Genomic DNA, 13,578 nt, shown 5'->3' on the forward strand with positions numbered 1-13,578 from the left:
GTGCGGCCGGTGGCCCGGCCGCACCCGCTGGTTCGGCTATTTGACGTCGGCGTCGGTGTAGTAGCCGGAGTCGATGAGTTCCTTCTTGTAGTTGTCCTTGGTGATGATCACGGACTTGAGCAGGTAGGCCGGAACAACCTTGACCTTGTTGTTGTAGGTCTTGGTGTCGTTGGTCTCCGGCTCCTGGCCCTTGAGTACGGCGTCGACCATCTTTACGGCCTGGGCGCCAAGCTGGCGGGTGTCCTTGAAGATGGTGGAATACTGCTCGCCGGCGATGATGGACTTCACGGAGCCCTTCTCGGCATCCTGCCCGGTGACGATCGGCAGGCTGCCCTTGGCGTAGCCGCCGGTGCTGGTCAGTGCCGAGATGATGCCGATGGACAGGCCGTCATACGGGGAGAGCACGCCGTCGAGCTTCTTGCCGGAGCTGTAGGCCGCGGTCAGGATGTCCTCCATCCGCTTCTGGGCCACGGGAGCCTGCCAGCGGAGGATGGCGGCCTGCTCGAACTTGGTCTGGCCGCTCGGAACGTTCAGGGTGCCTGCATCGAGGTACGGCTTGAGCGTGTCCATGGCGCCGCTCCAGAAGAAGTTGGCGTTGTTGTCATCCGGGCTGCCGGCGAAGAGCTCCACGTTGAAGGGACCCTTGCCGTCCACCTTCTTGCCGCTCGCGTCGACCAGCCCCAGGCCGGTCAGCAGCGACGTGGCCTGCTGGACGCCCACCGTGTAGTTGTCAAAAGTGGTGTAGTAGTCCACGTTGGGGGAGCCGTTGATGAGCCGGTCGTAGGCGATGACCTTGACGTTCTGCTCCTTCGCCTTGGCGAGGACATCGGTCAGCGTGGTGCCGTCGATCGCGGCGATGATCAGGGCCTTGGCGCCCTTGGTGAGCATGTTCTCGATCTGCGAGACCTGCGTCGGGATGTCGTCGTTGGCGAACTGCAGGTCCGCCTTGTAGCCGAGCTTCGTGACGGATTCGGAGACGTTCTTACCGTCCGCGATCCACCGCTCGGAAGTCTGGGTGGGCATCGAGATGCCGACCAGGGCGCCGGCGGCATCCGAGGCCGCAGCCGACGACGGGGCGGCGGCGCCGCCGCGGCTCCCGCAGCCGGTGGCCCCGGCGGTGATGGCCAGGACGACGGCGAACGCGCCCAGGAGTTTCTTCATTCTCACGATATTCTCCTTCCGCGGACAGCACAGTCCGCGAACTGATACGGGCTCTGGAAGCGCCTGCGCAACTAGAGAGCCCAGTATGGATGAGGTCCGGTTAGCCATGTCCCGACGAGCCTAGATTATGCCCGCTTGTGTTAGCGCTAACAAGTCTGTTTGATGAACGTAGCACCGGCCCGGCTTGTGAGTCAAGTCACAGAATAGGCGCGGCCGAGGGAGCTTCGGCTCCGGCCGTAGGATGTTGACAACACATTGCACAGGGAGTGGAAGATGCCTCAGCCGGGGAACGCTAACGAACGACGTCCGCCACGACTTGAGGACGTGGCCTCGCGGGCCGGCGTGTCCCACCAGACGGTGTCGCGGGTGGTCAACAACCACCCCAACGTCAGCAAGGCCACCCGGGACCGGGTCGAGGCAGCCATCGCCGAGCTCGGGTACCGGCGCAACACTGCGGCCCGGAGCCTGGTCACCCGCCGCTCCCAGACCATCGGGGTCCTCGGCGTCGAGCTCGCGCAGTACGGCCCGGCAAACACCCTGGTGGGGGTCCAGCAGGCCGCCCGGGAGGCCGGGTACTTTGTCAGCATTGCGGCCCTCAAGGACTCCAGCGCGGATTCCATCGCCGACGCCGTCCGGCATTTCACCGACCAGGGCGCCGACGGCATCATCGTGATCGTCCCGCACGGCGGAACAGTCCAGACCCTCGAGAGCCTCAACCTCCAGGTGCCCGTCGTCGTCGTGGGCGCCGGCAGCCCCGGCCGGTTCAGCGGCGCCATGGTGGACCAGAAGCTCGGCGCCCGCATGGCGGTGGCGCACCTGATCAGCGAGGGGCACCGCCGGATCGGGCACATTTCCGGACCGCGGGACTGGATGGATGCCCACGCGCGCGCCCAGGGCTGGCGCGAGCAGCTGGCGGAGATGGGACTCGAACCGGACCTTGAACTGGAGGGCGACTGGAGTGCCGGCAGCGGGTACCGGCTTGGCCGCAAGCTCGCCGCCGACCGCACCGCCACTGCGGTCCTGGTGGGCAACGACCAGATGGCACTGGGCCTGCTGCGGGCCTTCACGGAGGCCGGTGTCAGGGTGCCGCAGGATGTCTCGGTGGTCGGCTTCGACGACCAGCCCGAGGCCGCGTACTTCACCCCGCCCCTGACCACCGTCCGGCAGGACTTCCGGGAGCTGGGGCGGCGCTGCGTGGACGTGATTCTGGCCCAGATCGAGCACGGTGCGCCGAGCGGGAATACCGTGGTGGCGCCCGAGCTGGTAGTCCGCGCGAGCACCGCCAGCATCGCCTAGTCCGCCCCGCCCGCAATCCCCGACTGCCGCCGCCGGCTGCGCACCCAAGCCGGCGCACTCCTTGACAGCCAAAGTGTTAGCGCTCACAATTGAGCTCAGCCCGCGGTCTGGCGGGCACGTAACTGGAGGATTTCATGGACGTCACAGCTGACGGCACCGAAAAATATGTCATCGGGGTGGACTACGGCACCCTCTCCGGCCGGGCCGTGGTGGTGCGGGTGCGCGACGGCAAGGAACTCGGCAGCGGCGTCTTCGACTACCCGCACGCCGTCCTGACCGACACCCTCCCCGCCGAGTTGGCCGGCGCTGACGCCGCCCGTCTGCCGGGGGACTGGGCGCTGCAGGTTCCCGACGACTACCGTGACGTCCTCCGGCACGCGGTCCCCGCTGCCGTCGCCGACGCCGGGATCGATCCGGCCGCCGTCGTCGGGATCGCCACCGACTTCACCGCCTGCACCATGGTGCCGGTCAAGGCCGACGGGACGCCGCTGAACGAACTGCCGGAGTTCGCGAACAGCCCGCACGCCTACGTCAAGCTCTGGCGTCACCACGCGGCGCAGCCGCAAGCGGACCGGATCAACGCCCTCGGCCGGGAGCGCGGCGAGGAATGGCTGCCGCGCTACGGCGGCCTGATCTCCTCCGAATGGGAGTTCGCCAAGGGCCTCCAGCTCCTGGAGGAAGCACCCGAGGTCTACGCGGCCATGGACCGGTGGGTCGAGGCGGCGGACTGGATCGTCTGGCAGCTCTGCGGAAGCTACGTCCGGAACGCCTGCACGGCCGGCTACAAGGGCATCTACCAGGACGGCAAATACCCCTCGGAGGACTACCTGGCTGCGCTCAACCCGGGCTTCAAGGATTTCGTCAGCAGCAAGCTGGAGCACACGATCGGCCGGCTCGGCGACGCAGCCGGCTACCTCACGGCCGAGGCCGCCGCCTGGACCGGGCTGCCGGCGGGGATCGCCGTCGCCGTCGGCAACGTGGACGCCCATGTCACCGCCCCGGCAGCCCGCGCCGTCGAGCCCGGACAGCTCGTCGCGATCATGGGCACCTCCACCTGCCACGTCATGAACGGGACCGAGCTGAGCGAGGTGCCGGGCATGTGTGGTGCGGTCGACGGCGGGATCGTGGACGGACTCTGGGGCTACGAGGCGGGCCAGAGCGGTGTGGGCGACATCTTCGGGTGGTTCACGGGCAACGGCGTTCCGCCCGAATACCACGCAGCGGCAGCCGGACGGGGGCTCGGCATCCACGAGTACCTCACCGAACTCGCCTCGCGCCAGGCGATCGGCGAACACGGCCTGATCGCCCTGGACTGGCACTCGGGCAACCGTTCCGTGCTGGTCGACCACGAGCTCTCCGGCGTCATTGTCGGCCAGACGCTGGCCACCCGCCCCGAAGACACCTACCGGGCCCTGCTGGAGGCGACGGCGTTCGGTACCCGCACGATCGTGGACGCTTTCCGGGACTCCGGGGTTCCGGTCCGCGAGTTCATTGTGGCCGGGGGACTGATCAAGAACCAGCTGCTGATGCAGATCTACGCCGATGTCACGGGGCTGCGGCTCTCCACGATCGGGTCCACGCAGGGCCCGGCGCTGGGTGCGGCGATCCATGCGGCCGTCGCCGCGGGCCGCTACCCCGACGTCCGGTCCGCGGCCGAAGCCATGGGCGCCGAACCGGGGGCGGTCTACACGCCGATCCCGGAAAACGTGGCAGCCTACGAGGAACTGTTCCACGAATACCGGGCCCTGCACGACTACTTCGGCAGGGGAGCCAACGAGGTCATGCACCGGCTCAAGGCGATCCAGCGCAAAGCCGCCGCCCCGCTGCTGTCCGCGGGGGTCCCGGCATGAGCTCCGGAGCGGAAGATCTGCCGGAAACCATCGCCCGGCTCCGCCGGGAAGTCTGCTCCCTGCACGCCGAACTGACCCGGTACGAACTGGTCGTCTGGACCGCCGGCAACGTCTCGGCCAGGGTCCCCGGCCACGACCTGATGGTGATCAAGCCCTCGGGCGTCTCCTACGACGAGCTCTCCCCTGACCTCATGGTGGTCACGGACCTGCACGGCAACCCCGTAACCGCGGCCGCGGGTTCCCCGGCGCAGTGGCAAAACCCGGAGCTCACGCCGTCGTCGGACACCGCCGCGCATGCATACGTCTACCGGCATATGCCGGAGGTGGGCGGGGTGGTCCACACCCACTCCACCTACGCCACCGCGTGGGCGGCCCGGGGCGAAGCGATCCCCTGCGTGCTGACCATGATGGGCGACGAATTCGGCGGCAGCATCCCGGTGGGACCGTTCGCCCTGATCGGCGACGACGCGATCGGACGCGGGATCGTCGAGACCCTGTCCGGCTCGCACTCCCCGGCGGTGCTGATGCAGAACCACGGACCCTTCACCATCGGTGCGGACGCCCGCGCGGCCGTCAAGGCCGCCGTGATGTGCGAAGAAGTGGCCCGCACCGTGCACATCTCCCGCCAGCTCGGCGAACCGCTGCCGATCGACCAGGCCCAGATCGAGGCCCTGCACGCCCGCTACCAGAACGTCTACGGCCGCTAGGGCCCGGACCAGCCCAAGAATTTCCAGGAGAAACCCATGACCCACGCCCACAACACCTCCCTTGAGCCCTACGAGGTCTGGTTCCTCACCGGCAGCCAGCACCTCTACGGCGAAGCCGTCCTAAAGCAGGTGGCGGAGCAGTCGCAGGAGATCGCCCGCCAGCTCAACAGCTCCTCCGACGTCCCGGTCCGGGTGGTCTGGAAACCCGTGCTGACCGACTCGGACGCGATCCGGCGGACCGCCCTCGAGGCGAACTCCGACGACGCGGTGATCGGCGTGACCGCCTGGATGCACACGTTCTCGCCGGCGAAGATGTGGATCCAGGGCCTGGACCTGCTGCGCAAGCCGTTGCTGCACCTGCACACCCAGGCCAACGTGGAACTCCCCTGGGCGGAGATCGACTTCGACTTCATGAACCTGAACCAGGCCGCGCACGGCGACCGGGAATTCGGCTACATCCAGTCGCGGCTGGGCATCCCGCGCAAGACGGTGGTGGGCCACGTGTCCAACCCCGAGGTCACCCGCCAGGTGGGGGTGTGGCAGCGCGCCTCCGCCGGCTGGGCCGCGGTGCGGACGCTCAAACTGACCCGCTTCGGGGACAACATGCGCAACGTGGCCGTCACCGAGGGCGACAAGACCGAGGCCGAACTGCGCTTCGGCGTCTCGGTCAACACCTGGTCCGTCAACGAGCTCGCGGACGCCGTTCACGGCGCCGCGGAGTCCGACGTCGACGCGCTGGTGGCGGAGTACGAGCGGCTTTACGAGGTGGCCGCCGAGCTGAAGGCCGGGGGAGCGCGGCACGAGTCGCTGCGCTACAGCGCCCGGATTGAGCTGGGCCTGCGGCATTTCCTTGAGGCGAACGGCTCCGCCGCGTTCACCACCTCCTTCGAGGACCTTGGCGCGCTGCGGCAGCTGCCCGGCATGGCCGTCCAGCGGCTGATGGCGGACGGCTACGGCTTCGGCGCCGAAGGCGACTGGAAGACCGCGCTCCTGGTCCGCGCGGCCAAGGTCATGGGCGCCGGCCTGCCCGGCGGCGCCTCCCTCATGGAGGACTACACGTACCACCTCACCCCCGGCCAGGAGAAAATCCTGGGCGCCCACATGCTGGAGGTCTGCCCCTCGCTGACCGCCTCCAAGCCGCGCGTCGAGATCCACCCGCTCGGCATCGGCGGCAAGGAGGACCCCGTCCGGATGGTCTTCGACACGGACGCCGGGCCCGGCGTCGTGGTGGCGCTCTCGGACATGCGCGACCGCTTCCGCCTGGTCGCAAACGCCGTCGACGTCGTGGACCTGGACGAACCGCTGCCGAAGCTTCCTGTGGCGCGCGCCCTCTGGTCGCCCAAGCCGGACTTCGCCACCTCCGCGACTGCCTGGCTGACCGCCGGCGCGGCCCACCACACCGTGCTGACCACCGCCGTCGGCATGGAGGTCTTCGAGGACTTTGCCGAGATCGCCCGCACCGAGCTGCTGGCCATCGACGAGGGCACCACGATCAAGCAGTTCAAGAAGGAACTGAACTGGAATGCGGCGTACTACCGGCTGGCCGGCGGCCTGTGACCTGGGCCGACCACCGGATCGAGGCGGACGGGTACAGTGCCGTGTTTACCGCGCGGGCCGGCGCCCTGCGCCAGTTGCGGCACGGGGACCGCGATCTGGTGCTCCCGTTCCCGGCCGGCGGCCCGATCCCGGACTTCCGCGGCATCATCGCGGCCCCCTGGCCGAACCGGATTCCCGACGGCCGCTACAGTTTCGACGGCGGAAGCCACCGGTTGCCGGTCAACGAACCCGAACGCCGCTGCGCCCTGCACGGCCTGGGCCTCGGCGAGGACTGGACAGCCGAGGCCCGGGGGGAGTCCTCGCTGGTGCTGGCCTGCACCCTCGGCCCGGCGCCGGGCTACCCCTTCGCGGTCCGGCTCACCGCCAGCTACCGGCTGGACGCGGACGGCCTGCACGCCGAGGTGACCGCCACCAACACGGGGGACCGGGCCGCGCCGTACGGCATCTGCCCGCATCCGTACCTGCTGGCCGGTCCCGCACCGCTGGACGAGTGGACCCTGGAATTTTCGGCCGACACCTTCCTGGCGGCCGATCCGGAACGGCGCCTGCCCCTAGGGCCGCAGCCGGTGCGCGGGCACGCCTTCAACTTCCGCACCCCGCGTCCCATCGGCGCGACGAAGATCGACAACGCCTTCACCGGGCTGGGCTTCGACGACGCCGGCCGCGCCCGGCTGACCGTCCGGGACCCCGGCGGCAACGGCGTCGGAATGTCCTGGGACCGGAGCCTGCCCTGGCTGCAGCTGTTCACCGGCGACACCGAGCCGCCCGCGACCGGCAGGGCCGGGCTCGCCGTCGAGCCGATGAGCTGCCCGCCGGATGCCTTCAACAGCGGACAGGACCTGGTGCGGCTGGAGCCGGGGGCCTCGCACCGGTCCTCGTGGAGCATCTTCGCCGTTTAGCGGCGGCCCGCCCGGCCCCGTTTCGCATCCCGCCTCCCCGATTTCCGCCCTCCCAATTCCGCTTCACCCAATCCGCGCAAGGACGACACCATGACCAGCAGCACCAGCCGGGAAGATGCCCCCGCATCGCTGACGGCGGTCAGCAGCACGCGCCTCGCCGACGGGCGGGAGCTGCTCTACTTCGACGACGGCGCGCGCGCCCAGCAGCGCCGCACGGAAGACTCCCGGGCGCTGCCCGAGCGGGGCCCCTCCGGTGAGCTCCGCTTCGACGCGCTGACCGGGGAGTGGGTGGCGGTGGCGGCCCACCGCCAGCACCGGACGCACCTGCCGCCGGCGGACGAATGCCCGCTCTGCCCCAGCACCCCGGACCGGCCCTCGGAGATCCCGGCGCCGGACTACGACGTCGTCGTCTTCGAAAACCGCTTCCCCTCGCTGGGGCCAGACCTCGCCGCCGCACCGTCCTCGCCCGGCTGGGGAACCCGCGGGACTGCCGGCGGCCGCTGTGAAGTGGTGGCGTTCACCCCTGACCACACCGGCGCTTTCGCCGATCTGGGCACCCGGCGGGTCCGCACCGTGATCGACGCGTGGGCGCACCGTACCGAAGCCCTCAGCGCCCTGCCCGGGGTCCAGCAGGTGTTCTGCTTCGAAAACCGCGGCCAGGACATCGGCGTGACCCTGCACCACCCGCACGGGCAGATCTACGCCTACCCGTACCTCACGCCGCGGGCCGCGGTGATGGCCAGGGCCGCCGAGGCCTTCCTCGCGGACACGGGACGGACCCTCACCGGGCACATCCTGGCCGGCGAACGGGCCGACGGCTCGCGGATGCTGGTCGAAGGCGAGCACTTCAGCGCCTATGTGCCGTTCGCGGCGCGCTGGCCGCTCGAAATCCACCTCGTCCCGCACCGCCAGGTGGCCGACCTCGCGGCGTTGAACGGTGCCGAACGCGACGAGCTGGCCGTGCTGTATCCGGACCTCCTGGGCCGCCTCGACGGTCTCTACGGCACCCCGACGCCGTATATCAGCGCCTGGCACCAGGCTCCGGTGGACCCGGTCCTGCGCCGCTCCGGATACCTCCACCTGCAGATCACCTCGCCACGCCGGGCCGCGGACAAGCTCAAATTCCTCGCCGGCTCCGAGGCCGCGATGGGCGCCTTCATCAACGACACCACACCGGAACAGGTCGCCGCCGCGCTGCGGGACACCGTCCCGGGCAGGACAGGAACGCCATGACACCGACGGAAACCGCGGGACCCGCCGTAAAGCTTGCCGACGCCTTCACCGCGCACTTCGGGCATGCCCCGGACGGGCTGTGGCAGGCTCCGGGCCGGGTGAACCTGATCGGCGAGCACACCGACTACAACGAGGGCCTGGTCCTGCCGTTCGCGATCGACCGGGCGACGACGGTCGCGGTGGCCGCACGCAATGACCGCCGCGTGCTGCTGGCATCCGCCTTCGCCGGGGCGGCGCCCGTCGAGTTTGACCTGAACACCTTCGACCCCGCCACCTTCGCACCCGGGCCAGCGGGGGCTTGGTCCGCCTACCCGGCCGGCGTTGCCTGGGAGCTCGGGCGGGCCGGGGTTTCCGTCCCGGGCTTCGAGCTGTTGGTGTCCTCGGACGTCCCGGTCGGCGCGGGGCTTTCCTCGTCGGCGGCGCTGGAGTGCGCCGTCGCATCCGCCCTCGCCGAGCTCGCCGGGGCGAAGTTGGGCGCCACCGAGTTGGCGGACGTCGGGCGGCGGGCGGAGAACAACGTGGTCGGAGCCCCCACCGGGATCATGGACCAGTACGCCTCGATGCTGGGCGCCCAGGACTGCGCGGTTTACCTGGACTGCCGCGACGGAAGCTTTCGCCGGGTACCGCTGGGACTGGAGGGGGCCGGCCTGGTGTGCCTGGTGATCGACACGAAGGTCTCGCATGCCCATGCCAACGGAGGCTACGCGGCGCGGCGGGCCTCCTGCGCCCGGGGTGCCGAGCTGATGGGCGTGGGTGCCCTGCGGGACCTCGACGTCACTGATCTAACCCGCGCCGAAAGTATTCTCGACGGGGAAACCTTCCGGAGGGTCCGCCACATCGTCCACGAAAACGACCGCGTGGCACGGACCGTCGCGTTGCTGGAGAGCCGGGGCGCAGCGGCGATCGGCGAATTGCTGGACGCGAGCCACCGCTCCATGCGGGACGACTTCGAGATTTCCTGCGCGGAACTGGACCTCGCGGTGGACGCCGCCCGCGGCGCCGGGGCCATCGGTGCCCGGATGACCGGGGGCGGGTTTGGCGGCTCCGCCATCGCGCTGGTTCCCGCGGCCGAAGCCCGGGGAGTGGAAGAGGCCGTGCTGCGGGCCTTTGCCGGGCAGGGATTCGGGGCGCCGGAGATCTTTGCCGCGCGCCCCGCCGCGGGAGCCCGGCGGCTCTGAGCCGGGGGTCTGTCGCGGAACCCGCGGGGCCTTCCGGAAGCCCCTCCCCGGGCGTAACCTGTGCGCACTTGCAGGACGCTAGTTGATGGAGGTGGGCACAATGTTGGACAAAAAGCAGGTGCTGGGAGTCGGTGCAGGAGACCTGCAGTTCGCGGTTTCACGGGAGACCGCACGCATCATGCGGGAGGCCAAAGGCGACCGGCTGAAGGCAACCAAAATCATCCTGGACAAACTCCTGGAGATGGGGCTGATCACGGAAGCGGACCTCCCGGTCCTGGTCCGGATCTGTGAGGAAGGATTTGCCGCCAGCTCCGGCAAGAAGGAGGCATCCGCGGCGTACCACGAGGTCCGGAAATCCTATGACCAATTGCTCCTGCAACCAGGTGCCAGCCCGGTAGCGCTCGCCTTCGCATCGGCGTCGGCCGGCTCCTATCTGTCCGGCGACGTTACGGAGGACGGTGGCGGAGGCAGCACCGGCGTTGTCTACAAAAAGTCCGGCGGGAACTGGCAGGAGACCCTGGCGGGGGCGGGCGCCGCGATCGGCGGCATCCTCGGGGGGGCCGCTGGTGCCGGGCTTGGCACCATCATTGGCGGAGTGGCCGGCAAGATCGTGGACGAATGCCTGTGACATCCGCCTGACGGCCGCCGCCCGGGGACCTCACGCGCCGTGGACGGCGCTCTGCTTCTGTTCCGAGCGGTCGAGGTAGGCCAGCAGGAGCTCCGCTGCGCGGTCAGGCTCGCCGGCTTCGAGTGCGGCGCAGATGTGCTCGTTGTCGTCGAGGTAGCTCCGGTAGAAGTGCGCGTCCACGGTGGCCTTGTGGAAGAACAGCCGCATCTCGGCGAGAACCTGCGACATGATCGTGTCCAGTCGGCGGCTGCCAGCCAGCGCCACGATCGCGCGGTGGAAGTGCTGGTTGGCGGTGCCCAGAGCCTCCTCGTCGTCGGCGGCCGCCGCGGCCTTGCCTTCCTCGACCGCGGCACGGACCGCGGCCACCCGCTCCGGAGTGCCTCCGCCGCGCAGGGCTGCGACCTCGACGGCGCGCCGCACCGTGTACACATCGTGGATGTCGCCGGGGGCCAGGCTGGCCACGAACACTCCGCGGTTGGGCTGCCGGACCACCAGGCGCTCCGCGGCCAGTTCGGCGAAGGCCTCCCGCACGGTGTTGCGTGAGACGCCCAGGTCTTCGGCAATCGTCGACTCGGTCAGCCGGGTGCCCGGCAGCAGCACTCCGTCGGCCAGTTGCTGGCGGAGTTCGGCCGCGACCCGGTCCGCCACGGAGGGGACGGCGATGCGCAGCCGCGCGGCGGCCGCCAGGGCGCGCGGGCCGGCTTCGGAAGTCGTCATAGTGCCGAATGTACACGATTGTCCAAAACGGGAATCGTCGGATTGTTGAACAATCCCACGGGATAGTGCATCCTAAGAGGGGGCCAAGCACTGAGACGAGGATCACAAATGGCACACACCGGGCTAAACACCATCGACCTGAACAGCGACGTCGGCGAGTCTTACGGACGCTGGAGCCTCGGTGACGACACAGCAATGTTGCGCTCCGTTTCGAGCGCCAATGTGGCCTGCGGCTTCCACGCCGGAGACCCCAGCGTCATCCGGCGGACCTGCCGCGAGGCGGTCGCCGCCGGCGTCAGGATCGGCGCCCACGTCGGCTACCGCGACCTGGCCGGCTTCGGCCGCCGCTTCCTCGACATCGATCCGAACGAGCTGGCGGACGACGTCGTCTACCAGATCGGTGCGCTGCAGGCCCTGGCCGCCGCGGAAGGCGGCCAGGTCAGCTACGTCAAGCCGCACGGCGGCCTGTACAACGCGATCGTCGCGCACACCGCGCAGGCGCGGGCCGTCGTCGACGCGGTGAAGTCCGTGGATCCGAACCTGCCCATCCTGGGCCTGCCGGGCTCGGAAGTGCTTCGCCTGGCAGAGGCGGCCGGGATCCGGGCGGTCACCGAAGCCTTCGCGGACCGCGCCTACAACCGCGACGGCACCCTGGTTTCCCGCACCCTCCCCGGAGCCGTGCTGCACGACCACACCGAGGTCACCGAACATGTCCTCCGGATGGCCACCGATTCAGCCGTCCGCACCATCGATGGCTCCATCCTGAAAATCCGGGCCGAAAGCATCTGCGTCCACGGCGACTCTCCGGGAGCCGTAGCCATGGCAGCCGCGGTTCGCGAAGCGCTTAGCGCTGCCGGCATCGGCACCGCCTCATTCATCTAGGAACACCAACAGCCTCACCGGCGCTGCGTCTTGAGCCCGGCGCGACTTCAGCACACCCACCCAGCACAGGCAGCACCCGCATCTGGAGGAACATCATGACCGCACCGCACCAGGCCGCCCCGGCCGCAAGCAAGAGGCCCGGCAAGAGGCCCGGCAAGAGGAACCTGCCCCCTGGCGCCCTCAAGGCCTACATCGCAAGCCTCACCGGCACCTCGCTGGAGTACTACGACTTCGCGATCTACTCCGTGGCGTCGGCGCTGATCTTCCCCAAGATATTCTTCCCGGTGGGCGACGAGCTGGTCGGCCTGTTGCTGTCCTTCTCCACCTTCGCCGTCGGCTACCTGGCCCGCCCGATCGGCGGCGTCATCTTCGGCCGGCTCGGCGACAAGATCGGCCGCAAGCACGTCCTGGTGGTCACACTGATGCTTATCGGCGTCGCCACGGTGCTCATTGGCGCCCTCCCCGACTACTCCGCGATCGGCGTCGCGGCTCCGGCGATCCTGGTGCTGCTGCGCCTGGCGCAGGGCATCGGCGTCGGCGGCGAATGGGGCGGAGCCGTCCTGCTCTCCAGCGAATTCGGCGACGCCCGCAAGCGCGGCTTCTGGTCCTCGGCAGCCCAGATCGGCCCGCCGGCCGGCAACCTGATGGCCAACGGTGTGCTGGCCCTCCTCGCGGCAACCCTCAGTAACGAGGCGTTCCTGTCCTGGGGCTGGCGCGTGGCCTTCCTGGCCTCCGCCCTGCTGGTGGTCTTCGGCCTCCTGATCCGACTCAAGCTCGAAGAAACCCCCGTCTTCAAGGCCATCCAGGCCCACGGCGAGGCCCCCAAGGCCCCCATCAAAGAGGTCTTCACCAAGGAACCCCGCGCGCTGCTGGCAGCCGCCCTGTCCCGCATCTGCCCCGACGTGCTCTACTCCCTCTTCACTGTCTTCGTCGCCCTCTATGCCACCAAGCAGCTGGGCATGACCACCGGCAACGTCCTCGGCGCCATCCTGATCGGCTCGGCTTTCCAGCTCGCCCTGATCCCGGCCGCCGGCGCGCTGACGGACCGCTTCAACCGGCGCCTCGTCTACGGCATCGCCGCCGTTGGCACGGCCCTCTACATCCCGCTGTTCTTCCTGATGATCCTAGGCAAGTCCGTGCTGATGCTCACCATCGGCGTCGTAATCGGCCTTGCCTTCCACGCGTTCATGTACGGCCCGCAGGCCGCCTACATCACCGAGCAGTTCCCGGCCCGGCTGCGCTACGCCGGCAGCTCGCTGGCCTACACCCTCGCCGGCGTGATCGGCGGCGCCATCGCCCCGCTGGTCTTTACGGCGCTCTACGCCGCCACCGGCAACTGGTTCCTGATCGCGGGCTACCTCGCGGTCTCCGCCGTGGTGACGGTGGTAGGCCTGGCGATCGGCCGGAACCCGCAGACAGCCGAGGAAGAGCGGCTGCTGCAGGAAGCCCGCGCCTAAACGGCGCGGACCC

The 13,578-nt window shown here is 69.5% G+C and carries 12 protein-coding genes; 10 read left to right on the forward strand and 2 right to left on the reverse strand.

Translation table 11 applies throughout. The annotated features are described in order from the left end of the window. Window positions 1–36: 36 nt before the first annotated feature. Window positions 37–1,161 carry a multiple monosaccharide ABC transporter substrate-binding protein gene (gene chvE, locus AC1DH3_RS14400; RefSeq protein ID WP_476909625.1) on the reverse strand — a complete coding sequence of 375 codons (1,125 nt, stop codon included), beginning with the start codon at window positions 1,159–1,161 and terminating at the stop codon, window positions 37–39. A gap of 273 nt (window positions 1,162–1,434) precedes the next feature. Here chvE and AC1DH3_RS14405 point away from each other — a divergent pair, with 273 nt between their 5' ends. From AC1DH3_RS14405 to AC1DH3_RS14440, 8 genes are all read left to right on the forward strand, one after another. Further along, entirely contained in the window at window positions 1,435–2,457 is a 1,023-nt protein-coding gene (locus AC1DH3_RS14405) for a LacI family DNA-binding transcriptional regulator (RefSeq protein WP_441419100.1), read from the forward strand. 134 nt (window positions 2,458–2,591) lie between these two features. Next, on the forward strand, window positions 2,592–4,307 hold the full coding sequence (gene araB / locus AC1DH3_RS14410) for a ribulokinase (protein ID WP_476909599.1): 1,716 nt from the start codon (window positions 2,592–2,594) through the stop codon (window positions 4,305–4,307). Beyond that, window positions 4,304–5,014, forward strand: a complete 711-nt coding sequence (locus AC1DH3_RS14415; RefSeq protein WP_476909600.1) for an L-ribulose-5-phosphate 4-epimerase — start codon at window positions 4,304–4,306, stop codon at window positions 5,012–5,014. The genes araB and AC1DH3_RS14415 overlap by 4 nt, the downstream gene beginning before the upstream one ends. Before the next feature lie 36 nt (window positions 5,015–5,050). Continuing rightward, window positions 5,051–6,571 carry an L-arabinose isomerase gene (araA, locus tag AC1DH3_RS14420; protein WP_476909601.1) on the forward strand — a complete coding sequence of 507 codons (1,521 nt, stop codon included), beginning with the start codon at window positions 5,051–5,053 and terminating at the stop codon, window positions 6,569–6,571. Next, complete coding sequence (locus AC1DH3_RS14425) at window positions 6,568–7,470, forward strand: aldose 1-epimerase family protein (protein ID WP_476909602.1); 903 nt, start codon at window positions 6,568–6,570, stop codon at window positions 7,468–7,470. The genes araA and AC1DH3_RS14425 overlap by 4 nt, the downstream gene beginning before the upstream one ends. 90 nt (window positions 7,471–7,560) lie before the next feature. After that, window positions 7,561–8,703 (forward strand): galactose-1-phosphate uridylyltransferase, encoded by a 1,143-nt coding sequence (gene galT / locus AC1DH3_RS14430; RefSeq protein ID WP_441419095.1) that lies wholly within the window; start codon window positions 7,561–7,563, stop codon window positions 8,701–8,703. Beyond that, the gene (gene galK, locus AC1DH3_RS14435) at window positions 8,700–9,881 is read left to right on the forward strand and encodes a galactokinase (RefSeq protein ID WP_441419094.1); all 1,182 of its coding nucleotides are present in this window, start codon (window positions 8,700–8,702) and stop codon (window positions 9,879–9,881) included. Before galT ends, galK begins: the two co-directional genes overlap by 4 nt. A 100-nt stretch (window positions 9,882–9,981) precedes the next feature. Further along, window positions 9,982–10,509, forward strand: coding sequence for a hypothetical protein (locus AC1DH3_RS14440; protein ID WP_476893460.1), 528 nt, complete (start codon window positions 9,982–9,984; stop codon window positions 10,507–10,509). A 30-nt stretch (window positions 10,510–10,539) separates the two neighbouring features. Here AC1DH3_RS14440 and AC1DH3_RS14445 read toward each other — a convergent pair whose 3' ends face one another. Beyond that, window positions 10,540–11,226 (reverse strand): GntR family transcriptional regulator, encoded by a 687-nt coding sequence (locus AC1DH3_RS14445; protein WP_441419092.1) that lies wholly within the window; start codon window positions 11,224–11,226, stop codon window positions 10,540–10,542. A gap of 108 nt (window positions 11,227–11,334) precedes the next feature. On the opposite strand from AC1DH3_RS14445, the gene AC1DH3_RS14450 reads away from it, so the two are divergent. Together AC1DH3_RS14450 and AC1DH3_RS14455 are read left to right on the forward strand one after the other, a co-directional pair. Further along, complete coding sequence (locus AC1DH3_RS14450) at window positions 11,335–12,108, forward strand: LamB/YcsF family protein (RefSeq protein WP_476909603.1); 774 nt, start codon at window positions 11,335–11,337, stop codon at window positions 12,106–12,108. Between the two features lie 95 nt (window positions 12,109–12,203). Beyond that, entirely contained in the window at window positions 12,204–13,565 is a 1,362-nt protein-coding gene (locus AC1DH3_RS14455) for an MFS transporter (RefSeq protein ID WP_476909604.1), read from the forward strand. Window positions 13,566–13,578: the final 13 nt, after the last annotated feature.

It is taken from the genome of Arthrobacter sp. 05L428, assembly GCF_056397665.1.

What these genes read in the sequence shown, in the direction of transcription:
- chvE (WP_476909625.1), bottom strand. Translation starts at nt 1,161, where the DNA reads ATGAAGAAACTCCTGGGCGCGTTCGCCGTCGTCCTGGCCATCACCGCC.
- AC1DH3_RS14405 (WP_441419100.1), top strand. Translation starts at nt 1,435, where the DNA reads ATGCCTCAGCCGGGGAACGCTAACGAACGACGTCCGCCACGACTTGAG.
- araB (WP_476909599.1), top strand. Translation starts at nt 2,592, where the DNA reads ATGGACGTCACAGCTGACGGCACCGAAAAATATGTCATCGGGGTGGAC.
- AC1DH3_RS14415 (WP_476909600.1), top strand. Translation starts at nt 4,304, where the DNA reads ATGAGCTCCGGAGCGGAAGATCTGCCGGAAACCATCGCCCGGCTCCGC.
- araA (WP_476909601.1), top strand. Translation starts at nt 5,051, where the DNA reads ATGACCCACGCCCACAACACCTCCCTTGAGCCCTACGAGGTCTGGTTC.
- galT (WP_441419095.1), top strand. Translation starts at nt 7,561, where the DNA reads ATGACCAGCAGCACCAGCCGGGAAGATGCCCCCGCATCGCTGACGGCG.
- galK (WP_441419094.1), top strand. Translation starts at nt 8,700, where the DNA reads ATGACACCGACGGAAACCGCGGGACCCGCCGTAAAGCTTGCCGACGCC.
- AC1DH3_RS14440 (WP_476893460.1), top strand. Translation starts at nt 9,982, where the DNA reads ATGTTGGACAAAAAGCAGGTGCTGGGAGTCGGTGCAGGAGACCTGCAG.
- AC1DH3_RS14445 (WP_441419092.1), bottom strand. Translation starts at nt 11,226, where the DNA reads ATGACGACTTCCGAAGCCGGCCCGCGCGCCCTGGCGGCCGCCGCGCGG.
- AC1DH3_RS14450 (WP_476909603.1), top strand. Translation starts at nt 11,335, where the DNA reads ATGGCACACACCGGGCTAAACACCATCGACCTGAACAGCGACGTCGGC.
- AC1DH3_RS14455 (WP_476909604.1), top strand. Translation starts at nt 12,204, where the DNA reads ATGACCGCACCGCACCAGGCCGCCCCGGCCGCAAGCAAGAGGCCCGGC.